This is a genomic window from Cellvibrio sp. UBA7671 (genome assembly GCA_002483145.1).
Lineage (GTDB): Bacteria > Pseudomonadota > Gammaproteobacteria > Pseudomonadales > Cellvibrionaceae > Cellvibrio > Cellvibrio fibrivorans.
In genome coordinates this window covers 405,108-431,146 of the sequence record DLHJ01000014.1, presented here as the reverse complement: position 1 = coordinate 431,146, position 26,039 = coordinate 405,108, and the positions used below count along the sequence as shown (strand labels likewise).

Genomic DNA, 26,039 nt, shown 5'->3' with positions numbered 1-26,039 from the left:
TATCTGCCCCCACTTTCATATAACTAGATTCAGTTCCCGGAAACCTTAGGTCGATGAGAGATAAAGCGCCTTCCTTTTTTAATGGCATCTCATTCCAGCTTGCCAAAATAGGTATCATTTTGGCTTTTGTGTTGAGCTTTTTATTGAGTTCAGTACAGTTATACCTCGATTTTTTAAATCAGGAAAAAGAACTCAAAACGCTCATTGACCGCGTTATACAAGTGGCAACTCCTCCTGCTGTACGCTCCGTATCCACACTCGATGATGAACTTTCCTATGAAGTGGTGAACGGTTTGCTGCGCTACGGATTTATTTACGAAGTAGTCATCTACGATGATACCGGCAACGTGCTCGCCCAAGGCAGCAGCACGCGCCCGGAAGTAAAAACCCGCTGGCTTACCAATAAGATCACCGAAAATACGCGCGAATATACCGCCAATTTATTATTGCCCGGTTACAGTGATGGCACTTCGGGCAGTATCCGTTTTTCAGTGGATATGGATTTGGCTCTGGAAGGTTTTTATAACCGCTCCCAAACTGCGCTCATGACCGGCTTGTTGCGTAACATGTTTTTGGTGTTGCTATTGTTCGTAGTGTTTTATTACACCCTCACCAAACCTTTGGTGCGATTATCGCGCGAAATTAACAATATCAACCCCGATCATCCCGGCGTAAACCGCCTCACCCAATTGCCCGCGCAGCGAAAAGATGAGCTGGCGCAGCTGATTGCCAGTTCCAATCAACTATTGGACATAGTCGAACTTTCCCTCGCCAAGCGCCGTGCGGTTGAGCTGGCGTTGCGTAAAAGTGAAGAACATTTGCGTCAGATTATTGATCACCTGCCGGTAATGATTGGTGCGCGCAATATCGCTGGTTATTATTTATTTGCTAACAAAGCCCTCGCCAATGAACTGGGTTATACACCTGACCAAATGCGTAATTTGCATGTGCGCCAACTGTTAAAAAATTCGGTATTTGATATAGATACCATGCTGCAAAATGATTACCGCGTAATTCGCGGCAATGAAGAGTTGGATGTGATTGAAGAGCGTTTTGTCACGTCGACCGGTAAACAATTATTTTTACAAACCCACATTATGCCGCTCGCGTTTTACGATGAAAAAGTCGCGTTAATCGTATCGGTTGATATTACCGAACGCAAAAATGCGCAGGCCAAGATGGAGTTTATGGCGCACCACGATGCGCTTACCGGGTTACCTAATCGCCTGCAGCTGGTTGAGCGCCTTGAGCACGAATTGCGCCGCGCTGAACGTCACGGTTATTTTGGTGCGGTGTTGTTTATCGATCTCGACCAATTTAAAACTATCAATGATTCGCTCGGCCATCCAGTGGGTGACCGAGTGTTGGAAGTGGTTGCCACACGTTTACAACAGTCAGTGCGCGAAGAAGATTTGGTTGCCCGTTTGAGCGGCGATGAATTTGTGGTTGTGCTTACCGTGCTCGACCAAAATATCGAAACAGCGGCATTGCGCGCGGGCGAAATCAGCGAAAAAATCCGCACCATTATTTCCCAGCCCTATATGTACGACAGCATGGAATTGCGCGTTACTTGCAGTGTGGGTGTGGTGGTTTATCCCGATAAAAATAATTCGGTGCATGAATTGTTGCGTTACGCCGATACGGCGATGTATCAAGTAAAAGAAAAAGGGCGCGACTCCATTGAATTCTTCAATGAAGAGATGGCCGATAAAGTTAGCCGCCAATTGACGATGGAAGGCGATCTGCATCGCGCCTTGGATGAATCGCAATTTGAATTGTATTATCAACCTAAAATTGATATCCAAAGCGGCCGGGTCGTGGGTGCGGAAGCGCTGCTACGCTGGAATCATCCTACCAAGGGTATGGTGTCGCCGGTCGATTTTATTCCGGTGCTGGAAACCTCCGGCATGATTATCGATGTAGGCCAGTGGGTATTGGAAGCATCTTGTAAAACGCTGGTTAAATGGCATCAATCCGGTTTATGGAAACCGGGTATGAAGATGAGTATTAACATCAGCCCGCGCCAATTCCGTCGCGCTGCATTTGTGGATGATGTGATTGCGACTTTGGAGAAATATCCCATCCCGGAAGCGTCACTGGATATGGAAATTACTGAAGGGATTGTTATCCAGCGTGTTGATGATGCAATTGTTACCATGACGACGTTGAGTGAACGCGGCATTAGTTTTTCACTGGATGATTTTGGTACCGGATATTCATCGATTAGTTATCTCAAGCGTTTACCTGTGAGCACTTTAAAAATCGATAAGGGTTTTGTGCGCGATATTATCGATGATCGAAACGACCGTGTGCTGGTTGAAACCATTATTACCATGGGGCGCTTGCTCGATATGGAATTGGTGGCAGAAGGTGTGGAAGAAGCAGAGCAACTAGCGATTCTGAAATCCTTCGGTTGCAATTACTATCAGGGCTATTTATCGAGCCAAGCGGTGCCTTTGGCGGAATTTGAAGTGATATTGGCTGATGATGAAAAAGTGGGTGAGTAAATAAATATTGTCGATACCTATGCGTTGGAATCGACATTTTTTCAACGTATTTTTCAGGTTAAAACAATCTTCCCAGCAAATAAGGCACCGCTGTTTCTACGCGCATAATGCGCTCGCCTACATGCACGGCTTCAAAGCTACACTTTTCCAATAAATCAATTTCGTACGGAATAAAACCACCTTCAGGGCCTACGGCCAGTGTCAGCGAGTAGTCTATCTGGCAGGGGCAGGCAGTTTCTGTGTAAGGGTGGGCAACCAAGGCGCGCGTATCGGCAACAATTGCTGGCAACTCATCTTCTACAAATGGCTTGAAGCGTTTGTGTAAATGCACTTCCGGCAAGCGGGTGTCGCAACCCTGCTCCAATCCTAAAATTAGCTGCTCACGAATGTTTTCTGCTTCCAAAAAAGGTGTCTGCCAGTAGCTTTTTTCCACGCGGTAGGAATTAATCAAATGCAAATGTTTAACACCGAGGGTTGCAACCGTTTGTAAAATACGGCGCATCATTTTTGGCCGCGGCAAACCGAGCACCAGTGTTAATGGCAATGCGCGCGGCGGCGCTTGGTGCAGGTCTACATCCAGATATATCGCAGTATCATTGAGTTCTGTAACTAGCCCAATACCCAGATTGCCGTTTATCAGGCCGACTTTTAATTGATCGCCCACTGTAGCGCCGTGCACTTGCTTAATATGCGCAAGCTGGCGTGGATTTTTGATACAGGCTCGGTTATCGGTGAGTAAATCGTTTGGCGATAATAAAATCAGATTCATAATGTGTAGAAATAGAGGTAAGTGGAAAAATATGGGCATTAGACCACGTGCGGTAATGTCTTGTCATATATTGCTGCGCAACAATTGCCTCGGAGCGATGTAGGTTTACGCCGGTTTAGGCCTGCGCTATCAACCACCACTCTGGAAGCAAAGGGCGTATTTCCGGTTGTTGAAAGCGCTGGTCCAGCAACCACAAATAACCTTCATCTGATGTAGTTCGAATTACGCGCCCGGCTGCCTGGATCACTTTCTGGATTCCTGGATAGGTGTAAGTAAAATCATATCCCTGCGCGAATTTACCCTGCATCACTGCACGCAAGTGCTCATTTACCGGATTCACTTGTGGTAAACCTAACGTTGCAATAAAAACCCCTTTTAATGCATCGCCCGACAAATCCACTCCCTCGCTGAAAGCGCCGCCCAATACCGCCAAACCCAATAAATTATTGTGCTGGCTAAATTGCTCGATAAATTCCTGCCGGTCCTCTTCGCTCATACGGCGCGATTGAACCAGTAATTGAATATCGCGCTTGGTCAATCGCAGTCGAAGAGCGGACTCTACCTTTTGTAAAAACTCATAGCTGGAAAAAAACACCAGGGCATTGCCTGGTTGTGCGTGGATTTGATCTTCGATCAAATTACAAATAGGTTCTATGGCTGCACTGCGATCTTTGTAGCGGGTGGATAAATTGGTTGCGATCTGGACGTGCAGTTGCTCGGGTTTGAACGGTGAGGGAACATTGATATGTACCGTATCATCAGGCAAACCCAGCAGCGATTGATAATAATGCGCAGGATGCAGCGTGGCCGAAAAATAGCAGGCGCAATGGGCAAAACTCAACCGTGCGGCCAGTGGTGTTGCCGGTATCAGGTTGCGCAGGGTCAAGACTTCCTCTTTTGTACCCATGGCTTGCATATCAATACAAAAGTCTTCATCGAATACTTCTACCACTTTTTGGTAGTTGAGTGCAGCGAAGAAAAATTCTTGCGCAATCGTTTCTTGCACTGAATGGTCGGGATTTTTCTGCAGGAACTCAATATAGCTATTGGTGAACTCGGTTAACGCCATGCCCAATTTTTCTGGTAATACCGGCAGTAACAGAAATTGATCCGGGCTTTCCGGGAGGAGCTTTAACAACGCAAGCCAGAGTTTATTGATTTTATCCAATGTTTTTTTAATCGGTGCGGGCGAATGCTTTTTTGCGCTGATCAAGTCACCCCTGTTTAACTCGGCGGAATACATACCGCGTGCGCGATCAATCAGGTTATGGCTTTCATCGACCAGCAAGTAGGGTTTCCAATCGAATTCGTTGGTAAGCCCTAATAACAGTGGTGTGCCATCAAAATAATAATTTACATCGGCAACCACTATATCGACCCAACGGCTCATTTCCATACTGAGATAAAACGGGCAGATTTCAAATTCATAAGCGAGTGCCGTGAGTGCTTGTTTATCTAATAAGGGCGTTGCGTAAGCCGCTTGGCGGGCGGCTTCCAGTTTGGTGTAAAAATCAAACGCGTAAGGGCAGGAATCGCCCATGCATTTTTTGTCGGGTTCAAGGCACGCTTTTTCTTGTGCGGTTAATTCCAATGTGCGCAGTGGTGTGGCTGAGCCGTTTTTATCACTGGCGATTAGGTGAATATTTTCCAGTGCCAATTGTTTCCCGGTGGTTTTGGCGGTGAGATAAAAAATTTTATCGACCGGTGTGCGGGGCATGGATTTAATGGCAGGAAATAATCCCGCCAGGGTTTTGCCGGTGCCTGTGGGCGCTTCTGCTAATACCACTCGCCCGGTTGCAGCGGCTTTGTACACCGCTTCTGCCATTACCCGTTGTGAGCTGTGCATGCTGCCATAGGGAAATTGTAGCTGTTCAATCCAGTGATTGAGCCTCTCCAAGCGTTGATTGATCTGTGCCTGCCATTGGCAATATTTTTCGGCAAGGTTTTCACAATATTCCTTTAGCTCTGCGGCACTCCAGGTTTCTTCCAGTCGATATTCTTTTTCATTGGTTAAATTAAAATAAATCAGCGCGAGATTAATTTCATCGCAGCCGTGGGTTTCACAATACATCCAGCCGTAGCATTTGGCCTGTGCCCAATGCAGTGCTTGATGGTTTTCCGGTATGCGCGATACATCGCCATAAAAGGTTTTAATTTCTTCGATGCAATGATCTGAGGGTGCATAACCATCGGCGCGGCCGCGAAAAGTAATATCGCCGTAAGTGATGCTCAAGCTCACTTCGGTTTGATAATTGGATGAGCGATTGCTCGTTACCCGCTGATGGCCTTCGATCCCTTCTTGGCCTGTCGGTGATGGTGTAAAGCGGCGGTCGAGGCTGCCGCTTTTGGCTGCAAATGCGACCAATGTTTTTACCGCAACCGCCTTGGGCTTATTGCCAGTTAACATACCAAACCTCGGCGGGGATTGTGTTTGCGGCAAAATAATCCAGCCAGCGCTGTTGGTTGTCTTGAATGCGGTCGCCCGGGCCTTTCACTTCAATCATTCGATAGTTATTAGAGGAAGGAAAAAACTGGATTAAATCGGGCAAGCCGCTGCGGTTGCTTTTAATATCAAATAGCAAGCGTTTAAAAATGGCTTTCAAATGTGCGGCAGGAATTGTCTGGAGCGCGAGATCAAACAGCTCCTGTTCTAAAAATTGCCAGCTCACAAAATGATTGGCCACGCCGTTTTTATCGCGCCAGAATTCACGGATATGATCGTGATGTTGGTTGTCATCCAATAATTGCCACAATTGCTGAATGCCGGGGCGATTGTTAACAAAATTTTCCTGATACAAATCCAGCGGCGCTGCTTGAAACGGATTGGCAAAAGCGCCATCAATGCCGCGAAACATTTCCGGCCATAACCACAAACCAAATAAACCGGTCAGTAATAAATTCTCGACATAAAAGCAGGGCGATTCGTCGGTGTGGGCAAATTGCCGAACGACTTCTTCAACACGCAGAATATTGTTATTTTCATCAACTAATTGTGGCAGGATTAATTGTTGCTCAATAACCGGAGCGCGTGTTTGTTTGGCAATAGTTTCGCCCACTTTTTTAGCAAGGCGCGGCGCCATCCGTTGGGCAACTTGTAGCTCATGTTCATCGCAAGGTGAATTCAACACTTCACCAAGCAGTTGCCATGCACCCGCAATATCACCCTGTTTTTCCAATAGGCGGATTCGACGTTCGCGCGCAGGCGGTAAATGGCTCTGGCAATAAAGTTGGAGTGCGAGTGTGTGCTCGTTTGCACGCTCCAGTTCATAGGCTAATTGATTGCACAAGCGCGCACGGCGCCGCTGCAAGCCTGCATGGTTTAGCTGCGCGGGAATGCGATTGGCAAGATTCGCCAAATGTTCTACTTCAGCTGCGAGCTGCAGTTCATCACGCAACTGGATTAATTGTTGGTATTGTTCCAACTCGGCGCGATTTTTAAAAATGCGGTGCTGGTGATCGATAGTGTAATTTTCATAGCGATACAAGCCCAAATCCTGCAATACAAATTCGGTGAGGTCTTGATAGGCATTGCCAAAAAATAATAACAATAAGGTGCTGATAATGGCTTGGTTATCCAGCCGATAAGTTTTGCCAAGTTGATGGTTCGTCCAGTCTTCCCAGGTTTTTGATTCAGGCAATTGTGCGATTAGTTGTGCAATTAATTCTTCTTTGCGCGCCTGTTTTGCTCCCTGCAAATGCTCCATGAACAGGCTGAGCAATTCGGCTTTGGTAAGCAGGTTTGCGACTTCATCAATACTGAGCAAGGCGTTATCGCTGAGCAAACCGACTGCAATTAATTCAGTCGCCGCCTGTTCGATGGATTCTATCTCGGCATAGTGCAATTTATCGTAGCGAAATAACGGGCCTTTACGGCTGGATAAGCGCACTAATAAGCATTGGCTGGTGCGCGGTAATTGTTGGAAGCAAGCAAGAAAATGGAGTTCGTCGGCGCTGAGTAAATCCGCATAGCGCTGCGATACCCAATCCACCAAAAACTGGAAGTTAGTCAGGTAATAATCCGCTGCGAGATCAGCTGTGTTTGTTATTGATTGGCTCATTGCTGCGTAAATCCAGGCGATCGAAGGCCTTATTTATAAAACATATTGTCACAAGACATTTTGTTGAACGTTAAATAATACAACCCCAATTGAGCGATTCGATTAGCGCAAAATAGTCTAATGCTTTTGCTTGACGCTGATCAGGGGGTTGCCACTATACTGTATATCAATACAGTTATCGAGTCCTGAAAAACCTCCACTATGACCCCCAATCCCCCCGATAATCCGCTGACAAGCGTCCCGGATTTGGAGCAATTGCTTTGCCGTCGCGATATCTGGCGCGGTGGCTCGCACAGGCTCGCGCCATCACCTACGCGGGATACGGGCTATAGCGAGCTGAATGCGCAGTTGCTGGGTGGCGGCTGGCCGTCCGCTAATTTGGTTGAGGTCTGTCAGCAGGGTTTTGTGCAATCGGAATGGCTTTTGTTGACTCCGGCATTAACTGATACACAGGGTTTGATTGTATTGCTCAACCCTCCCTGCATGCCTTTTGCGCAAGCCTTGATCAAGGCGGGGATAGATCTGGAACGGGTATTGGTAGTGGAGAGCAGCAACAAGGCTGATTTCCTGTTCAGTTTTATTGAGCTGACCCGCGCCACTGCCTGCGAGGCGGTGTTGGCGTGGCAGCCAACGCAATCTTTGAATTACACGGAGCTGCGCAAATGCCAATTGGCGGCGACAGAAGGGCAGGGTTTGTATGTGTTATTTCGCCCGGCGGCAGCTGCCGAGCAAAGTTCACCAGCCAGTTTGCGCCTGACCATTAGCCTGCAAGCGCAGGATTTGCAGGTGCGTATCTTCAAACAAAAAGGTGAGCTGGCTGCGCTTATGCAGCCGGTGTTATTGCCGCTGCCACATAATTGGCAAGGTTTTGCGCCGCATCATTTGCTGGATCAAACCGGCAAGCCCAAATCCAATGTGGTTCATCTTCGGCCCCAGCGCGGAGGGCGGCGTGGCCGTAAGTAATGATGCGAGCAGCTTCTCGTCCAGATCGCCTTTGGCTCGCGCTGCGCTTGCCGGATTTACCTGCCCACGCGCTTGCGATTGATCTCCACCAGGATGCCGCTTTAGCAATTCTTGAGCAGCGGCATGTGATCTGGGCAAATGCTGCAGCTATAGCCAGAGGTGTAGTGCAGGGCATGGATGCATCGACCGCGCAGCTATTGAGTGGATGTGTTCATCAAGAGCGCGATCTTTCATCTGAGCAGCGGTTATTAGCTGAACTTTCAGCTCAGTTGTATGCGTTTACCCCTTATATCGAAACCTATGCGAGCAAGCAGGTTCCCCTGTCGGGCTTGTTGTTGGAAATTTCCAGCTGCTTAATGTTGTTTGGTGGTGTGCACGCGTTTGTTGAAAAAGTTCTGCAATTTTTCGCGGTAAAAAATGTAACTTTGGCGATAGGTTTGGCGCACTCGGCAAAAGCGGCTTGGCTATTATCTTTTGTCCATTACGATATTCAGGGCGATGAAAGCAAACTGGTTTTTGTTGAGCGATTACAGCGATTGCCAATTCAGTTATTGCATGATTATCCCGCACAAGTCGATGCACTGGAAAAAACCGGTTTTGTAACTTTCGGTGATATTGCACGGCAAATTGCGGCGCAATCGATCAGCAGTATCAAAAAGCGGTTCGGGCAAGAGTTCGCAAAAACACTATGCGATATTTTTGGTATCGACCAGGATTTTCAGCAATCGTCATTATTTGAAAAACCGGTGGTGATGTACAAGCCGCAGGAGTTTTTTAATGAAGAAATCCAGTTTGAATATCCCATCCATCAAATTGACCAGCTGCAAGTGCCGGTCGAACATTTGTTGCAGCAATTAGCCGATTTTTTACGCAAGCGCCAATGGGAAACCCATCAAATTGAATGGACGCTGGCCGATATTTATCACAGCAAAGAGGTTATGCCGATTTACGCCGATACAGCGCAAAGCCACTGGCAATTATTTTTTGACCTCACCTTGATCCAATTGGAAAACCGCGACCTTCCTTTTGAGGTGGATACGCTCACATTGAGTTGTCGCAATATCCAGCCCATTCAAACGCACTCGCAATTGTTGGAGTTTGATTCCAGGCGCAAACATAATAGCCAGGCATTTACGACGACCGCTGCAAAGTTAAAAGCCCGCTTGGGTGATGCCTGTATTTACAAGCTCAGCTACCGCGATAGTTATATTCCCGAAGAAAGCAATCAGCTCATTGCACTTAACCAGCCATCTAACCAGAAATTGCCAGATCGCCATTTAGCATCGCTGCGGCCGTGTTGGTTATTTAAATCGCCGATTGAAATTGAAGTGCGCAAGCGGGGATTGTATTGGCGTGGATATTTAACCTTGCTCTCTGGCCCTGAGCGCTTGCAAGGTAATTGGTGGAAAGCGCCAAGTGCGCGCGATTATTTTTTAGCACAGCGCAACGATTATGTGCGCCTCTGGGTGTTTCGCGATTTGCACAAAAAGCAGTGGTTTGTGCAAGGTATTTACGGGTAGTTTTCCATGCGCTACGCCCATTTATTCAGCACGACCAATTTTACGTTTCTTACCGGTGCTTCGCATCCGCCGGAATATGTGCATCGCGCTGCTGAATTAGGTTATGACGCGATTGCGATTACCGATGAGTGTTCATTGGCTGGTGTTGTAAAGGCCTTTGTTGCAGCGAAAGAGTTGGAGTTTAAATTAATTGTAGGTAGCCGTTTTACGCTCAGTAATGGCATGCGTTTGGTCGTACTTGCTCCGACGCGCACTGCTTATGCGGAACTCTCTGGTTTTATCACGCTTGCGCGTCGCCGTGCATCCAAGGGCGAATATGAAGCGCATTTTGAAGATCTGCGCTTCCGCTTGCAGCATTGTTTAATCATCTGGTTGGGGCAATTAGGCAGCGATATTATCGAACCGGAAACGGTGATCGATCAACTCTATAACGCCTTTAAACATCGGTTATGGATTGGTATTGATCATCAATTATGGGGTGGGGAGCAAGAAGTATTTCCGCGCTGGTTGGCGCTCAGTCGCAAGAAAAATATTCCGCTGGTTGCGTGTGGCCATGCGTTGATGCACAGCAAAGAGCGCAAACCACTACAAGATACCCTCACTGCTATTCGGCACAATACTTCTATAGATGAGCTGGGCACACGGCTTGAACCTAATGCCGAAGCTTATCTTAAATCCCTTGAGCAATTGGCGCGGCTATATCCTGATACGTTATTGCAGGAGACTTGCACAATCGCTGATTTGTGTACTTTTTCTATGGAAGAGTTGTGTTATCAATATCCTGAAGAGTTAGTTCCTGAAAATTACACGCCCATTCAATATTTACGCAAGCTAGTCGACTATGGAAAACATGATCGTTGGCCCAATGGCGTTCCTTCTCATGTAGAAGAAACAATTGAAAAAGAATTGCGTTTAATTGAAGAAGAAAGCTACGAATATTTTTTCTTAACCGTTTATGACATTGTGCAGTTTGCTCGTCAGCAGAATATTTTATGCCAAGGGCGAGGTTCTGCAGCCAATAGTGTGGTGTGTTATTGCTTGTTCATTACAGAAATTTCACCTGACAAAATCAAGGTCCTATTTGAGCGCTTTCTTTCCAAAGAGCGGGATGAGCCACCGGATATTGATGTGGATTTTGAACATTCCCGCCGCGAAGAAGTTATCCAATATATCTACACGAAATACGGGCGTGAGCGCGCCGCTATTGCAGCGACTGTTATCACTTATCGTTCACGCAGTGCTGTGCGTGATGTGGGTAAAGCCTTGGGTATGGAAGATACATTGGTTGATTTACTGGCAAAGTCGCTCGCATGGTGGGATAAGCCTGTCGATCTTGTTAAACGAATTGAAGCTTCCGGTTTGCAAGTGCAACAACAAGTGTTGAAGCATTTTTTTATTTTGGTAAGCCAGATTCTCGGTTTTCCCCGACATTTATCCCAACATGTGGGGGGATTTATTATTGCGCAAGATAAAATTAGCGATTTGGTTCCTATTGAAAATGCATCCATGCCAGATCGCACCTTAATCCAATGGGATAAAGAAGATCTCGAAGCTATGCGTTTGCTCAAAGTTGATGTGCTGGCATTGGGGATGCTGACGGTATTGCGCAAGGCACTCGATTATATCCACAGCTACAATCCGGCAATTCAATCGTTAAAGGATATTGAACCTGAAGATCCTGCTACCTATGAAATGCTGTGCGCAGGCGATAGCGTAGGAACTTTTCAGGTTGAGTCGCGTGCGCAAATGTCGATGTTGCCGCGTTTGAAGCCGAGAAAGTTTTATGATTTGGTAGTACAAATTGCGATTGTTCGCCCCGGTCCAATTCAAGGTGGCATGGTGCATCCCTATCTGCGGCGTAGGAATGGACTTGAAGACGACGACTCGCCCAATGATGCGATAAAAGAAGTATTAGGCGCAACGTTTGGAATTCCTATTTTTCAAGAGCAGGTCATTCGCCTTGCGATGGTGGCCGCCGGTTTTACCGGCGGCGAAGCAGATCAGTTGCGTCGCGCTATGGCAAGTTGGGGGAAAAACAGTACGTTAATGAAATTTGAGAAAAAATTTATTGATGGGATGTTGCAAGGTGGTTACGAAATGGATTTTGCCGTTCGCTTGTTTGAGCAAGTAAAAGGTTTTGGTGGCTACGGATTTCCCGAGTCACATTCTGCGAGTTTTGCGCTGCTGGCTTATGCATCATCCTGGATAAAATGCCATCATCCTGCAGCATTTTATTGTGCGTTATTAAATAGTCAGCCGATGGGATTTTATTCGCCGTCGCAATTGATTCAAGATGCGCGGCGCCATGATATTGCAGTATTGCCGGTGGATATTAATTGCAGTCACTATGAGCATCGATTGGAAAAGGTTGCACATTCTGTTTCCTCTCATCCATTTGGAATACGTTTGGGTTTTTGTGAAATAAAAAATCTGGATCACAACAAGGCACAATTGTTGGAGGTCTGGCGAGCTGAAAAACCATTCGACTCGCTGAAAGATCTTTCTCGGCGCTCAACTTTAACGGCCATCGATTTGCAATATCTTGCATCTGCCGATGTATTGCGCAGCTTAACCGGTGACAGGCATGCATCGCGTTGGGCAGCAGCGGCAATTAATTCTTTTTCTGAATTCCTGGATCATGCAGAAACTACTGATCAGGATGATTTGTTTACGACTGCCCCCACAGTTGAGCAGGATGTGTTGAATGACTACGATACGCTAGGCTTGAGTTTGCGCCCGCATTTAATGTCATTGCTGCGAAATGAATATCCATTTAACCGCTGTAAAACATACTCCGAGCTTAAAGATCTCCGCCACGGCAGTTTTGTCCGCGTCGCCGGTTTGGTGACCGGGCGGCAGCGCCCCGGCACTGCCAGTGGTGCTTTGTTTTTAACGCTGGAAGATGAAACAGGCAATATTAATGTCATTATCTGGAAGGGCACCCAGGAAACCTTTCGCCAAGCTTTACTGACGTCCAGATTATTGTTAATCAAAGGCACAGTTGAAGTGAATAACGATAATGTTTCCAGCCCGGTGGTTCATGTTATCGCAGGCCAATTACATGACTATTCAGCGCGTATTGATTCATTGTCGTTAAAATCGCGCGATTTTCATTAGTATTTACTCTCTCTATCAATACCTGCAACGAATGAGTCGATTTCTCCTTTCACGTTAGCTACCGCACAGACCTTTTTTCTCCCGGCTGCGATCATTATCAATTTGTGATGGTGAATTTCTATGCCCTACATTGCTGCTTATCTCGGTGCGGCGGTTGTATTTTGTGTAATGGACTTTGTTTGGTTAACCCTTATCGCTAAAAGTTTCTATCAATCACACATGGGGGAGCTCATGGCTGTAGAAATCAGAATCGTTCCGGCAATAATTTTTTATATGCTGTATCTCGCGGGGTTGGTTTTATTTGCGATCAGCCCGGCATTGCGTGAGCAAAACTGGTTGATGGCTGTCGGTCTGGGTTTGGGATTAGGTGTTATTGCCTATGGCAGTTATGACTTGACCAATATGGCGACATTAAAAGGTTGGTCTTTATCCCTCACGTTAGTTGATATGGCGTGGGGCGCCTTTGTCAGTGCCATTTCTGCGTTGGCAGGATTTTATGCGGCAAGAATATTTGCCGGATATTAACATTCATTGATAGTGGAGTAGGTGATGTCTAAAGCACCGGAAAAAGTGGCATTTGCTATGGAGTTAAACAGTAAAATAAACACGCTGATCGAATGGGTTATTGAAAATAACCCTAACAAGGAACATTCCCTACACAAGGAGGCCTTTGCTCGTGTGCAGGAGGAGTTTCGCAAAATTGCTTGTGGGCTCGATGCGCAAACCTTGGAGCCTGAGCCTTCTGAGGGCGGAGCCCAATACGTGAGCGTTACTCCCGCGCCTTGGCCGTGAGTTTACCCATATGAGATTTTTGTGCCTTGCGTATGGCGATGAAGACGGATGGAATTCGTTGAACGACAATGAAAAGCAGGAAGCGCTCGCCTACGACGACATAATTCGGGCGCGCGGAAATCTTGTAGCGCCGGTAACAACTGCAGTTACATCGGTACGCAATTGGAATTACAATCTTGAAATTACCGAAGAGGAATACGCCGTGCGCAAGCTCCCGCTTGCCGGGTTTTCGGTAATTGAAGCAAGCTGTGTGGAAGATGTGATCGAACTCGTTTCAAATACTCCTTGTGCCCGCGCACGAGGAGTTATTGATATTCGTCCACTTCAGGATATTGACAATAATACAGCATCATAATTTTTGGTCATGGGTTTTGCTTAATCCAATTTACAAAAAATACCTATAGTTATCGTGAAAATAAAGTATGAGTAACGGCATGATTATTATTCTTAACGGTCCTCTTGGTATAGGTAAGTCAACACTTGCGGAAGCGCTCATGGAGCAAATAGAGGGATGTGTGATGCTGGATGGCGATTATGTTATCGCCATGAACCCGCCACCGCCCGATGAAGTTGAATATCTGAATACGATGTTGTCGCTACTAATCGAACACCATCAGGGCAATGGCTATAAACATTTTGTTATCAATCATATCTGGCGCTCGCCGGAGGAGCTTCATGATTTGCAACAGAAACTGAGGGTCATCGCTCCCCACAGTAAACTGTGTTGCTTTCTACTTACTTTGTCTCTGAAGGAAAATCTTCGTCGTATTCAGGTTAGGCAAGGCGCACGCGCGCTTAATGAATCGGAATTCGAGATGACGACTGTTATGGAAGAGCGATCTCTTTTGCAAGCGGGTGCCAATGGGTGTCTTGGAGAATTATTTGATGTATCTGCGGAGCCTGAGGAATTAGTTGTTTCACTTTTGTCGCGCCTGAATTTAACTTCGATCACACTGGATAAAAGTTAATACAAAAAATCTTCTATCTGGATGAGCTGTTTAATAAGCTTGCACAGGAGAAGGCGATGAAGGAAGTTTTTCGGCGATGAGGTATTTTTTTACAGCAATAATAAAGTGGCGTCCCCACCAGGAATTGAACCTGGATCGCCCGCTTAGGAGGCAGGTGCTCTATCCGTTTAAGCTATGAGGACTGAATGGGTTAACGCGAAAGAACCGGCGTAGGGGGTTACCGGATGCGCTAAGCGGCGGGCATTGTAAGAAGTTTTGCTACAGAATCCAAGGTGGCTTTTCATTAAATACAAAAAGGGCACAACCCCGTGGTTGTGCCCTTTTTGTTATGCGGTTATCACGCCTTGGCTACTGTGTAGGAGGATGTGTGCTGGGTTTTAGCACCCTGTGCATTGTACAGTGCTGGTGCTGCAACTTTGCCGCGTAGCAAGCCAAGCAGATGACTTAGTGTTTGTTGTGACCGAGCGATCATTTTGCCGTTGATATCGTTCATTTTTTGGCAATCTTCAAACTCACTCACCAGTATTTTCCATTCATCGCACAGCGGTAGGGTAGCTGCATTGCGCTGCAAAAATAAATCCCAACCATTTGCATTAGCCGGTAAGCCGAGTGTGTTTAGTATTTGTTGACGTTGCTTGGCACTGTTATTTAGCTGCTCGACCAGTATGGCCTTTTGCTCAATAATTTGTGGGAGTTCATCTTGTTTGCGCTGTTCAAGCAAGATGCGCTCTTGCGCTAACAAGTGTTTGAGTTGGGAAATAGCAGCAGAATCCTGCGTAATCATCTGGCGCAGTAAAGTGATATCGAGAGACATAGCAACCTCTTCATGTGGGAAAAGCAACTTACATAAACAACGTAACGCGGACTGGGGCAAAATAAAAAGCGCCGGGGGAGAGCTTTTATAAGGCCTCAGTCGATCCGATCCGGAGTATTAACTCAGCAGATTTTCTTGATTAAGCATGTTTTCAGCGATTCGCTCAGCGTTGATTTCAAAGCGTCCCTCTGCAATGGCGCGTCTGATTTCGGCGACTTTATCCATATCAACATCTGGTGCATTATTGATTTTGGCCTGCAAGCGACCCAAAGTTTGCGCTTCTTGGCTCAGCACCACCTGATCGCCAACGCCCTTGTTTGAGGGGGCAATATCGGCAGGGACAGGTGCTTTTGCCTCAGCCGTGTTCGGTGTTGCGGGCTTGCTGCGGGTACCTTTGGTGCCCACAGAGTCCAGTGAGTTGTTGGTGTTAAAGTTCATTTTGTTCCCCTGTTTGCCAATGGCGATTAACCCCATCAGCGATTAACTGTAAAAATGCCGCGGTTGCTATGTCGTGACAAAGGATCCTCTTTAATTTAGCCCAACGCTGTGTATTTAAAGAGTCCCTAGCAGGCTATCGGCCAGCTGTTGCTTAACTTTAGCAATAAATTAAAAAAACTTTCACAATTCAGAGGGTTTGGACTACCCCTTGCCGAACAACTATTCCGCTGATGATCCGCTCAGATGAGTTATTGCGCACCCTGATTGTTTGACCTATGCGGCCATCGGTCATTGCGGTGCCTGCGCTACTGACCTTGATACTCCCCGCGAGCGCTTCCAAGATGATAATTTCACCGCGCTTAATCGCAGTGGGGGCATCGAGAGCGGCAGATTTAAAGGGTTCGCCCCGGCTAATATTCCGCTTGGCTTGTTTGCCAATAATGTCGCTCGTAGTGGCCAGAAAAGCCTGGCGAATATCACTGATATTCATCACTTGGGTGGTGATGTGCGCGCCGGTGATTAGCTCGCCGCGAGCTATATTGCCCTGCGCCACAGGCGTTGGGCGGTAAATATTGACCTGTGCCGGGACGTGTACTGACCATTTCTTGCCGCTTTCGCACGTGGCTTTAACGCTAATGTTTCCCCCGTAACCTGTCGTGTCCTGAGTGGTGAATATGGGTGGTGATGCGCAGGTTTCCAGGCGCAGGCGGTTGTCCAGATTGCTTACGCTGATGTCGATACGTTCATGCTCAATCGTTGAATATGCTTTCGTCAAAAAACTGGCTATGTCCTGTTTCAATTGCAGTGGTGGATAAACTGGTGCGGCACCAATTGGAGACGAGTAGGCGAACAATAGAGCTGATGCTGCAGTTACGCCCGGGCTATGGCGCAAAATATTCCGCAAGAAAGTTCTATAAAAACTAGGAAGTTCCATATTTTGTCCTATCCTCAAGGGTAAGAACTGAGTGCCAGTCTGGATCATTAACGACTAAAGCCTGACACTTTTTTGCCGCTAAGCTGCTTTACTAAGCATCAAAGCAAATACTGTGCCGTATAGCTGTGGCCAATTTGCAGATGACCTGAGCCGGAAATTTGAGAATAAACGAGGTAATTGCATGGCTGGTGTAATGGATAGTGTCAATCAGCGTACACAGCTGGTTGGGCAAAACCGTCTGGAGCTCCTGTTGTTTCGGCTTGGCGGTCAGCAGTTGTACGGCATTAACGTTTTCAAAGTGAAAGAGGTGCTGCAGTGCCCACAACTTAATGCGATCCCCGGTCGCAGCTCGGTTGTGCGTGGTGTTGCCCATATCCGCGGTGGCACCATACCAATAATGGATATGAATCTTGCGATCGGCCGTCGCGAGTTGCCGGATATCGAAAGCTGTTTTGTGATCATCACTGAATACAATCGCACTGCGCAGGGCTTTTTGGTGCGTTCAGTCGAGCGCATCGTCAATATGAATTGGGGTGATATCCATCCGCCACCCAAAGGCGCGGGCCGCGAGCATTACCTCACTGCGGTGACCCAGGTCGATGGACAGTTGGTAGAGATTATTGATGTAGAGAAAATTCTTGCCGAAGTATCACCTGCGCGTGAAGAAGTCAGTGCGGGTGTAATTGAAGATGGCATAGCTGACCGCGTCGTACAAAAACATGTGTTGATCATTGATGACTCGACTATTGCGCGCAAACAAATCCAGCGGGTAGTTGAGGGCATGGGAATTAAAACCACCGTCAAAAAAGATGGAGCGGAAGGTTTCCAATATTTGACCGACTTGATCAAAGAAGGAAAAGATCCTTACGCAGAACTCATCATGATTATCTGCGATATCGAAATGCCGGAAATGGATGGTTACACTTTTACTGCTGAGGTGCGCAACCATCCGGAACTGAAAAAGCTGCATATCATCCTACACACATCACTCAGTGGCGTATTTAACGAAGCCATGGTGCGGAAGGTGGGGGCAGATGATTTTCTGGCGAAGTTCCATCCGGATGAGCTGGCAAAGCGCGTGAACGATCGCGTTCTGGCGATTACCGGTGAAAGTTTGTTGCCACCGGAGCAAGCCTGACTTTGTATTGCCGTTGCGAATTGACGCGCGGCAATTGTTTTACATTGGAAGCCTATGATTAATAAAGAGTCACCTTTTGCCAAGCCGGCAGGTCGGGACAATATTGACCAAGCCGAGTTTGATCAATTCCGTCAATTCCTCGAAGACGCCTGCGGTATTTCGCTGGGCGATAACAAACAATATTTAGTAACCAACCGTATTCGCCGCATTCTGGAAGAAAATAATATCGCCTCGTTTGGTGAATTGGTGCGCGTATTAAAATTGGGGATCAACCGCAAATTGAAAGACCAGGTGGTTGATTCCATGACCACTAACGAAACTTTTTGGTTTCGCGACAACTATCCCTACGACCATCTTAAAAATACCTTATTGCCGCAATTAATGGCGGGCAATAACCGCATGTTTGGTCCGGTGCGCATTTGGTCTGCCGCCTGTTCATCGGGGCAGGAGCCTTATTCCATCAGCATGATGGTAGAGGAGTACAAGCGTCAAGCGATGGGCAATTTGGTGCGGCAGGTACAAATCGTTGCGACCGATTTGTCGTCGACTGTACTGGATCAGGCCAAGCGCGGTGAATACGATAAGCTATCGGTACTGCGCGGCTTATCTGCCGAAAGGTTGGAGCGTTATTTCGATAACCCGACGCCAACCGTGTGGCGAGTGAAAAGCCTGGTGAAAGAGCGCATTGATTTCCGCTCGCTCAACTTGATGGATTCCTACGCTGCGTTGGGCAAGTTCGATATTGTCTTCTGCCGCAATGTACTGATTTATTTCAATGCCGATTTGAAGCGGCAGATCCTGCAAAAAATCCACGCCTCCTTAAAGCCGCAAGGCATTCTTTTTCTCGGTTCGTCAGAAGGTTTGGCCGGTGCGGCCGACTTGTTTGAAATGGTGCGCTGTGAGCCGGGTATTCTCTACAAAGCGATTTAGTTTTTTAGATTGCCAGAATTTTCTTAAAACCGGGCTATTAGCCCGGTTTTCTTTTTTGGGCGCCATTTGCCGTTCCCTTGCAGCTCGTCTCCATGAGCGGAAAACCTTTGCCGCTTGCCTGTTGCCGCTTTTTAAAAACCTTTCTTTTTGATTTTTATAACCCTTTAAAAACAATAGGTTATGCTTATTTTTGTTCATTGGCACAGGCGTTGCTTTGTTGTAGATAACAAAAGGTTACAACCACTTTGGTTGCCACCTGTCATCTCAAGAAGGCGAACCTGATATGTCTATCTCTTTCGACAAAGCACTTGGTATCCACGAATCAGCGCTGCACTTTCGCTCTGAGCGCGCGGGCGTACTTGCAAATAACCTCGCCAATATTGATACCCCGAATTTCAAAGCAAAAGATCTGGATTTCAAGCAAGCGTTGAACCAGAAGATGAATGCACCCCAAGGCTTCGATCTCTCTACCACCCAATCGCGTCATATTGATGCAAGTGGTTTCTCGGCAGGTGAAGGCGATGTTCTCTATCGCACACCACAACAGCCATCCATTGATGGCAACACAGTTGAAGATCAAATTGAGCACGCGGAATACATGAAAAATGCCTTGGCATTTCAAGCGAGCTTTCAATTTCTAAACAGTAAATTTACCGGGTTACGCACAGCGATTCGCGGCGAGTAAAGCCGCTATTGGTTTTTGGTGAGCATTTTTTCTGAACACATTTTGTAGGTATTGAATCATGGCACTTGGAAATATTTTTGATATCGCCGGGACCGGTATGAACGCACAAAGTTTGCGTCTAAATACCACCGCCAGCAACCTGGCGAATGCGCAATCAGCCAGCTCCAGTGTGAATGAAGTCTATCGCAGCCGCCAACCTGTGTTTGCTGCCATCCAGCAAGATGCCATGCGTGCCAGCGTTACTGAAGGCGCTTACAGCGATAACGAAGTTGATGCTGCTGCGGGAGTGCAAGTGCTCGGAATTGTAGAGAGCGATGCACCGCTGCAACGCCGTTACGAGCCTACGCATCCAAAAGCGGATGACGAAGGTTATGTGTATTACCCCAATGTCAATCCGGTTGAAGAAATGGCGAATATGATTGCCGCGTCGCGTTCATTTCAAATGAATGTGGAAGTGATGAATTCAGCCAAACAAATGGTTCAACGCGTTTTAACGCTTGGTCAATAAGGGGCTGAATCATGACTGTATCTAATGCAACAGCAACTAACAACGTTACCGACAATCTCAGCATCACTAAAAAACAAGAAACAAAAAAGAACACCAACGAATTGGGTCAGGCTGCGTTTCTTGAATTGATGATCACGCAAATGAACAACCAAAATCCATTAAGTCCGCAAGACAACAGTGAATTTGTGGCGCAACTGGCACAGTTTAGTTCGGTGGAAGGTTTGGAGCGTTTAAATACCAGCTTCAATAGTTTTATGTCTAATAATGCGCTGCAAGCATCGTCCTTGGTTGGTCGCAGTGTGACGGTGGAATCGGATACCAGCACCTTGGTCAAAGGTGGAATTGTAGCGGGCAGTGTTGACCTAACCTATCCGACCAAAGATATGAAAGTCAGTATTTATGACAGCACCGGTTCACTTGTACAAGCCATCCCTGTCGGCGATGTGCCAGCCGGTGAAGCTGTATTCCGTTGGGATGGTCAGAATCTGGAAGTGAATGGTGAATTGCTGGATTGGGAGGCCGATGAAGATTCAGTTGCCGCCGCCGGTAAGTACCGTTTTGAAATCACAGCGACCCAAAATGGAAAATCTGAAGCATTGAATACATCACTCAGCGCTAATGTGAACAGTGTGACTATTGGCGAGAATGGTGCGCTTATTTTGAATCTTGCAGGTATAGGCGCAGTGGATGCCAAAGATGTTAAACAATTTAATTAATATTTGTTGGGTTTAAAATTTATTTGGTTTAAAAATTATTTGGTTTAAAAATAGTTACGTTAAAAATTGACTAAATAGTTTCTAAAAGTTGCGTCATAACTTACTAAGTTTTTAGCCATTAATCGTTATGGTCGAGGTGTACTATGTCTTTCAATACAGCGTTAAGCGGAATTCGTGCGGCTAATACCGATCTGCAAGTGACCGGTAACAATATCGCCAATGCGAGCACCATTGGTTTCAAGTCCTCGCGCACGGAATTTGGCGATGTATATACCAGCACCTTGCTTGGTGGCGGTTCAAATACTGCAGGTAGTGGTGTGACTATTCAAAATATCCGCCAGCAATTTACCCAAGGTAATTTGAAATTTACGCAAAATGAATTGGACATGTCGGTCAATGGTGAAGGCTTCTTTGTAGTGGAAAAAAATGGTGAACGTTTGTTTACCCGTGCCGGTACTTTTGGATTGGATAAAGACGGTTACATCGTTAACGGTACAAATGCGCTGTTACAAGGTTTCGCTGCGGATGCTGATGGTAATGTTAGCGGGGTGTTGGGTGATTTACGTGTTGATGTAAGTTCGCAGGAGCCTCGTCAGACAACGGCTGTGCGTGCATCGCTCAATCTCGATTCTAATGAATTGGTTTTGGAAACTACCGGCTCTGAATTTACGACTAATGGTGCTGGCATCAATTTGGCAAAAGTGGGTGCTAAGGTTGCTACCACCACAAACTTGAATGTCGGCGATATCACCACCGGTTTTGTACCTATTACTTTTAGTCCCACCAATACGACATCATTTAATATTACCCGCATAGATCCAACAGGAACGGTTATTGATGATGTGGATTTGATTTTAAATTCAGGTGCCGCAACATCTCCTGCAGCGCTGGCCAATTTAATTAACTCTGCCAACTTTGACAGTCCATCAGCTGTGAACGTACAAGCCTTCGTGGACGATATAACAGGTGAGTTATCGTTCCGCGATATGGCAACCGGTGTTGCTTCTACTATCACTATCACTGTAGATCCCACATCGGATGTTAACCCCTTAACAACGGCACTAAATGCTGTGGATAGTGCGGTTCCCGGTGTTGCACATCCTACCGCGCATACCCAGGGTATTCCCAAGGTTACCAATGATTATGGTTCGCAGACATTGATTATTCGCGGTCCAAACGGAACTGATCTTCCCTTTATCAGTGAATATGGTGCGGGTGCTAATGAAACTGCATCGGCATTGAATGCATTGGCAGGAATTTCGGCCACTGCTACTACCACAGCGACTTTATTTGCCGATGATCCTCTAGCTGTTCCGCCCAAGGTATTTTCCAATAATGGCTCATTCAAGTTGAATGGGGTGTTACTGAGTGACTCTACCAATATGTCAGTCTTGATGGATGAGATTAATGATCTAAGCTCATCAACTCTTTTTGGGATCTCTGCGGAAGTGGACACCAACGGCAATTTGGTGGTGACCTCCGCGACTGGGCGCGACCTCGAATTTGCATTCGACACTGCCGGTGGTTCGGCTGAAGTTCAAGGTTCACAAGGCGCATCACAGATTGTGAATGATGATGTTAACGCTGTAGTTGTTGGCGGTACTGTCACTGTCACCATGCAAGAAGGATATTCCGTTTTGAGTAGTGCCCCCACAGTGCCAGTCTTTGGTGGAAGCATGTTTGGTTCTATTAATATCCCTAACTTTTTCACCCCAATTCCCATCAATGCATTTAGCCCCACTGATCAGAAAACCTTTAACCATGCAACATCGACTACTGTGTATGACAGCTTGGGAAATGCGCATGTTATGCGCCAGTACTTTGTAAAACAGCCTTATGACTCGGCAGACCCTGCTACCTCCGCTAACCATTGGAAAATGTACGTACAAATTGATGGCCAAAATGTAGGTGATCCTGATCCGTCTTTGCCGTCTCCCCAAAATACTGAGCCAACAATGGCTGAATTTAACCTCCACTTCACCCCGGACGGTACGATTGATGAGTTCGCAACCGATGCGATGCTCATTTCTAACTGGACTCCGTTAGGTGAGGATGGTGAACCCATAGGTGCGCTGGCTCCATTGAATGTATTGCAAGGTGGAACAATCCCGGTGGCAGAGCCGCCTTCAAGCTCCAACTTTTTAATTGATTTAGCGGGTAGTACGCAATTTGGCAGCGTATTTGCGGTAGAAGAATTGGATCAAAATGGTTATGCCACTGGTCGCTTGGCCGGGTTGGATATCAGTAATACCGGTATTGTGTTTGCGCGTTTCACTAACGGCGAGGCACAAGTCTTGGGACAGGTAGCATTGGCCAACTTCAGTAGCGTTGAAGGTTTAAAACCAGTGGGTGATACCATGTGGGCGCAGACCTTCGAAACGGGCGAAGCGATTATCGGCGCACCCGGCTCTGCGCAGTTGGGCAATATTACGGCCGGTGCAGTGGAGGAGTCTAACGTGGATTTGTCGGAGCAGTTGGTAAACCTGATCATTGCGCAACGTAACTATCAGGCGAACGCAAAAACCATTGAGACGGCAAACGCTACTACACAAACAATTATTAATTTGAGGTAATCAATTAGGGCGCGACAAATTGCGGCCAACCATCAGAATAAACAGCGGCAAAGAGCGGAAGCTCTTTGCCGCTTTCTATTTTTCCTTAAAGTTAGACAGGCGCATCACCTTGTGCCGTCATAGAAAATTATAAAAATATCCTTTTATTTCAATGTGTTAGTTTTATCGCAAAGATTGGCACCGCTCTTGCAAAACCTCCAGTAACGGCAAATCCGCCAAAAAACTAGCAGCACCTGAATTACCAGGTTCCAGACTGCTAGCGACTGGAGACATATCGTGGACAAAGCGCTTTTTATCGCCATGACCGGTGCCAAGCACAACATGCTGGCGCAAGCCAACCGCGCCAATAATCTCGCCAACCTCAGTACAACCGGTTTCCGTGCTGACTTTGAGCAGTCGCGCAGCATGGGAGTGTATTACGGCGATGGCCAGCCAACCCGAGCCTATGCGATGACTGAATCCCCACGCGCAGACTTTACTCCTGGCGCAATGATCGCTACCAACAATCCTCTTGATGTGGCTATCCAGGGAGATGGTTTCATCGCAGTGCAAGCACCTGACGGCACTGAGGCCTATACCCGTGCTGGCAATATGACGGTGGACGCTACCGGCATGCTGCGTACAGCCAATGGATTGCCAGTGTTGGGTGCTGGTGGACCCATCAATATTCCCGAAAATGAAAAAGTTCAGGTGGGCGCCGACGGCATTATTTCTATCGTTGGGCAGGGGCAGGGGCCTGAAGCCATGGTGCAGGTCGGGCAAATCAAATTGGTAAATCCCGATATCCAAGCGATTGAAAAAGGTGATGACGGTTTATTTCGCCAGCGCGATGGGCAACTTGCATTACCAGCGGTGGAAGTCACTTTGCGTAGCGGCATGCTCGAAAGCAGTAACGTCAATGCGATTGAGGAATTTACGCAAATTCTCAGCCTCGCTCGCCAATATGAAATGCAAGTAAAAATCATGAAGACTGCGGAAGAGAACTCAGCCAGTTCTGCACAGCTGCTGCAGATGTCGTAATTGATGCAAACATTTTTTAATACTTGTGCAGATAACAAGTAATTAACCCGAGGAAAATATCATGCATGCCGCACTCTATGTCAGTAAAACCGGCTTGTCAGCACAAGATCGTCAGTTAACCACTATCTCCAATAATTTGGCCAATACCAGCACCATCGGTTTTAAGCGTGACCGTGCCGTTTTTGAAGATTTACTTTATCAAAACCAGCGTCAACCGGGGGCACAACAAACCCAGGAAACTGAATTGCCATCGGGTTTGCAATTGGGTGCGGGCGTGCGGGTTGTTGCAACCCAAAAAGAATTTACCCAAGGTACATTGCAAGTCACCGAACAATCATTGGATGTTGCTATTGATGGCCATGGTTTTTTACAAGTGCTCCAACCCGATGGAACTATTGCCTACACCCGTAATGGCCAGCTGCAAATTAATGGTGAAGGTCAATTAGTCAATGCTGATGGTTATTTATTGGAGCCCGCGATTATTGTTCCGGAAGGGGCCAACAAAATTACGATTGGCACGACGGGTACAGTGAATGCGTACACTCCCGGTCAGGTAGAACCCCAACAATTGGGTGATATTACCTTGGTAGATTTTATTAACCATTCTGGCTTGCAACCAATTGGTGGGAATTTATTTGTGGAAACTGTAGCGAGTGGAAACCCGGTTCAAGGCACTCCTGGTGAAAATGGTTTGGGCGTAATCAAGCAGGGCATGCTGGAAAATTCCAACGTGGATATTGTAGAGGAAATGGTGAATATGATTACCACCCAGCGCGCCTACGAAATGAATTCCAAGGTGGTCTCTACGGCCGATCAAATGTTGCAATACATTACCCAAAATCTCTAATTGAGTGATTTGATTATGCGCGCTCTTTTGTTTCGTAAAAAACTCCTCACCAAACTGATTGTGGTTTTAGTTTCTATCGGTCTTGGTGGTTGTTTTACTAACAAAAAACCCATGCCAGATGATCCTGCCTATGCGCCGACAATCGCAGCCAATATGCCGATGCCGCAACGCACTGAAGGCTCCCTGTATCAGGCTGCTTATGGTCTTAATTTATTTGATGATCGAAAAGCACATTTTGTGGGAGACGTTATTACCGTCACCTTGAGCGAGCGGACCGTATCGAGAAAATCCTCTGGCGTTGCAACGGGTAAAAAAAGCACAGTGGATTTTAATGCGGGGCCATTGTTAGGTGTTAATCCAACGATTAAAGGTAATGAGTTAACCACCACGCTTGAACAGGATCGAACCTTTGATGGTAGTTCCGACGCCGATCAAAGCAACAGCTTGCAAGGTAATATCACCGTTACCGTTGCGGAGATTTTACCTAATGGAAATTTAATTGTTCGTGGTGAAAAGTGGATCACACTCAATCGTGGCGACGAATTTATCCGCATCAGCGGCATGGTGCGCCCAGACGATATTGCACCGGATAACACTATTGTTTCTACCCGTTTGGCGAATGCAAAGATTTCTTACAGCGGTACCGGTGAGTTGGCCAATTCCCAGTCCATGGGGTGGTTGTCGCGTTTCTTTAATAGCGATTTATGGCCTTTGTGATTTGATATAAGCGTAGTTTTTTAAC

The 26,039-nt window shown here is 46.8% G+C and carries 23 protein-coding genes and 1 tRNA gene; 17 read left to right on the top strand and 7 right to left on the bottom strand.

Translation table 11 applies throughout. The features are described 5' to 3' along the window. The first annotated feature begins 53 nt into the window (after nucleotides 1-53). The gene (locus B4E62_RS13580; RefSeq protein WP_331352412.1) at nucleotides 54-2,507 is read left to right on the top strand and encodes a putative bifunctional diguanylate cyclase/phosphodiesterase; all 2,454 of its coding nucleotides are present in this window, start codon (nucleotides 54-56) and stop codon (nucleotides 2,505-2,507) included. Nucleotides 2,508-2,565: 58 nt separating this feature from the next. Here the strand turns inward: B4E62_RS13580 and B4E62_RS13575 are convergent, their stop codons facing one another. The 3 genes from B4E62_RS13575 to B4E62_RS13565 all read right to left on the bottom strand — a co-directional run bounded on the left by B4E62_RS13575 (nucleotide 2,566) and on the right by B4E62_RS13565 (nucleotide 7,334). Beyond that, the gene (locus tag B4E62_RS13575) at nucleotides 2,566-3,315 is read right to left on the bottom strand and encodes a 16S rRNA (uracil(1498)-N(3))-methyltransferase (RefSeq protein WP_331352411.1); all 750 of its coding nucleotides are present in this window, start codon (nucleotides 3,313-3,315) and stop codon (nucleotides 2,566-2,568) included. Nucleotides 3,316-3,391: 76 nt separating this feature from the next. Beyond that, a complete protein-coding gene (locus tag B4E62_RS13570) occupies nucleotides 3,392-5,683 on the bottom strand; it encodes an ATP-dependent DNA helicase (protein ID WP_331352410.1) in 2,292 nt (763 codons plus the stop codon). Next, nucleotides 5,667-7,334: a VRR-NUC domain-containing protein gene (locus tag B4E62_RS13565; RefSeq protein WP_331352409.1), complete on the bottom strand. Its 1,668-nt coding sequence runs from the start codon at nucleotides 7,332-7,334 to the stop codon at nucleotides 5,667-5,669. The genes B4E62_RS13570 and B4E62_RS13565 overlap by 17 nt, the downstream gene beginning before the upstream one ends. Before the next feature lie 201 nt (nucleotides 7,335-7,535). Between B4E62_RS13565 and imuA the strand changes: the two genes are divergently transcribed. The 7 genes from imuA to B4E62_RS13530 all read left to right on the top strand — a co-directional run bounded on the left by imuA (nucleotide 7,536) and on the right by B4E62_RS13530 (nucleotide 14,694). After that, nucleotides 7,536-8,297, top strand: a complete 762-nt coding sequence (imuA, locus tag B4E62_RS13560) for a translesion DNA synthesis-associated protein ImuA (protein ID WP_331352408.1) — start codon at nucleotides 7,536-7,538, stop codon at nucleotides 8,295-8,297. Next, complete coding sequence (locus tag B4E62_RS13555) at nucleotides 8,297-9,817, top strand: DNA polymerase Y family protein (protein WP_331352407.1); 1,521 nt, start codon at nucleotides 8,297-8,299, stop codon at nucleotides 9,815-9,817. The genes imuA and B4E62_RS13555 overlap by 1 nt, the downstream gene beginning before the upstream one ends. A 6-nt stretch (nucleotides 9,818-9,823) precedes the next feature. Beyond that, entirely contained in the window at nucleotides 9,824-12,934 is a 3,111-nt protein-coding gene (locus B4E62_RS13550; RefSeq protein ID WP_331352406.1) for an error-prone DNA polymerase, read from the top strand. 120 nt (nucleotides 12,935-13,054) lie between these two features. Next, nucleotides 13,055-13,459 carry a DUF2177 family protein gene (locus B4E62_RS13545; protein WP_310070442.1) on the top strand — a complete coding sequence of 135 codons (405 nt, stop codon included), beginning with the start codon at nucleotides 13,055-13,057 and terminating at the stop codon, nucleotides 13,457-13,459. A 24-nt stretch (nucleotides 13,460-13,483) separates the two neighbouring features. Then, the gene (locus B4E62_RS13540; protein WP_310070444.1) at nucleotides 13,484-13,726 is read left to right on the top strand and encodes a hypothetical protein; all 243 of its coding nucleotides are present in this window, start codon (nucleotides 13,484-13,486) and stop codon (nucleotides 13,724-13,726) included. A gap of 10 nt (nucleotides 13,727-13,736) precedes the next feature. Next, complete coding sequence (locus B4E62_RS13535; protein ID WP_310070446.1) at nucleotides 13,737-14,081, top strand: YciI family protein; 345 nt, start codon at nucleotides 13,737-13,739, stop codon at nucleotides 14,079-14,081. Between the two features lie 79 nt (nucleotides 14,082-14,160). Beyond that, the gene (locus tag B4E62_RS13530; protein ID WP_331352405.1) at nucleotides 14,161-14,694 is read left to right on the top strand and encodes a Gar/GrdA family gentamicin resistance ATP-binding protein; all 534 of its coding nucleotides are present in this window, start codon (nucleotides 14,161-14,163) and stop codon (nucleotides 14,692-14,694) included. A gap of 106 nt (nucleotides 14,695-14,800) precedes the next feature. Here B4E62_RS13530 and B4E62_RS13525 read toward each other — a convergent pair. From B4E62_RS13525 to flgA, 4 genes are all read right to left on the bottom strand, one after another. After that, nucleotides 14,801-14,876, bottom strand: a tRNA-Arg gene (locus tag B4E62_RS13525). 155 nt (nucleotides 14,877-15,031) lie between these two features. After that, on the bottom strand, nucleotides 15,032-15,508 hold the full coding sequence (locus tag B4E62_RS13520; RefSeq protein WP_310070452.1) for a flagellar protein FlgN: 477 nt from the start codon (nucleotides 15,506-15,508) through the stop codon (nucleotides 15,032-15,034). A 117-nt stretch (nucleotides 15,509-15,625) separates the two neighbouring features. Next, nucleotides 15,626-15,946 carry a flagellar biosynthesis anti-sigma factor FlgM gene (gene flgM, locus B4E62_RS13515; protein WP_310070454.1) on the bottom strand — a complete coding sequence of 107 codons (321 nt, stop codon included), beginning with the start codon at nucleotides 15,944-15,946 and terminating at the stop codon, nucleotides 15,626-15,628. A gap of 187 nt (nucleotides 15,947-16,133) precedes the next feature. Beyond that, nucleotides 16,134-16,880, bottom strand: a complete 747-nt coding sequence (gene flgA, locus B4E62_RS13510) for a flagellar basal body P-ring formation chaperone FlgA (RefSeq protein ID WP_310070457.1) — start codon at nucleotides 16,878-16,880, stop codon at nucleotides 16,134-16,136. Between the two features lie 181 nt (nucleotides 16,881-17,061). On the opposite strand from flgA, the gene B4E62_RS13505 reads away from it, so the two are divergent. The 9 genes from B4E62_RS13505 (at nucleotide 17,062) to flgH (ending at nucleotide 26,014) form a co-directional block, all read left to right on the top strand. Next, nucleotides 17,062-18,018, top strand: coding sequence for a chemotaxis protein CheV (locus tag B4E62_RS13505; RefSeq protein ID WP_310070460.1), 957 nt, complete (start codon nucleotides 17,062-17,064; stop codon nucleotides 18,016-18,018). Between the two features lie 54 nt (nucleotides 18,019-18,072). Further along, complete coding sequence (locus B4E62_RS13500) at nucleotides 18,073-18,948, top strand: protein-glutamate O-methyltransferase CheR (protein WP_331352404.1); 876 nt, start codon at nucleotides 18,073-18,075, stop codon at nucleotides 18,946-18,948. Nucleotides 18,949-19,231: 283 nt separating this feature from the next. Continuing rightward, the gene (gene flgB / locus B4E62_RS13495; protein ID WP_331352403.1) at nucleotides 19,232-19,633 is read left to right on the top strand and encodes a flagellar basal body rod protein FlgB; all 402 of its coding nucleotides are present in this window, start codon (nucleotides 19,232-19,234) and stop codon (nucleotides 19,631-19,633) included. A gap of 58 nt (nucleotides 19,634-19,691) precedes the next feature. Then, nucleotides 19,692-20,141: a flagellar basal body rod protein FlgC gene (gene flgC, locus B4E62_RS13490; RefSeq protein WP_310070468.1), complete on the top strand. Its 450-nt coding sequence runs from the start codon at nucleotides 19,692-19,694 to the stop codon at nucleotides 20,139-20,141. Nucleotides 20,142-20,152: 11 nt separating this feature from the next. After that, nucleotides 20,153-20,857 carry a flagellar hook assembly protein FlgD gene (locus tag B4E62_RS13485; protein ID WP_310070470.1) on the top strand — a complete coding sequence of 235 codons (705 nt, stop codon included), beginning with the start codon at nucleotides 20,153-20,155 and terminating at the stop codon, nucleotides 20,855-20,857. 143 nt (nucleotides 20,858-21,000) lie between these two features. Next, nucleotides 21,001-23,430: a flagellar hook-basal body complex protein gene (locus B4E62_RS13480; RefSeq protein WP_310070471.1), complete on the top strand. Its 2,430-nt coding sequence runs from the start codon at nucleotides 21,001-21,003 to the stop codon at nucleotides 23,428-23,430. Nucleotides 23,431-23,706: 276 nt separating this feature from the next. Beyond that, on the top strand, nucleotides 23,707-24,450 hold the full coding sequence (flgF, locus tag B4E62_RS13475; protein WP_310070473.1) for a flagellar basal-body rod protein FlgF: 744 nt from the start codon (nucleotides 23,707-23,709) through the stop codon (nucleotides 24,448-24,450). 61 nt (nucleotides 24,451-24,511) lie between these two features. After that, entirely contained in the window at nucleotides 24,512-25,297 is a 786-nt protein-coding gene (flgG, locus tag B4E62_RS13470) for a flagellar basal-body rod protein FlgG (RefSeq protein WP_310070478.1), read from the top strand. Between the two features lie 15 nt (nucleotides 25,298-25,312). Beyond that, nucleotides 25,313-26,014 carry a flagellar basal body L-ring protein FlgH gene (gene flgH / locus B4E62_RS13465; protein ID WP_310070480.1) on the top strand — a complete coding sequence of 234 codons (702 nt, stop codon included), beginning with the start codon at nucleotides 25,313-25,315 and terminating at the stop codon, nucleotides 26,012-26,014. Nucleotides 26,015-26,039 lie beyond the last annotated feature (25 nt).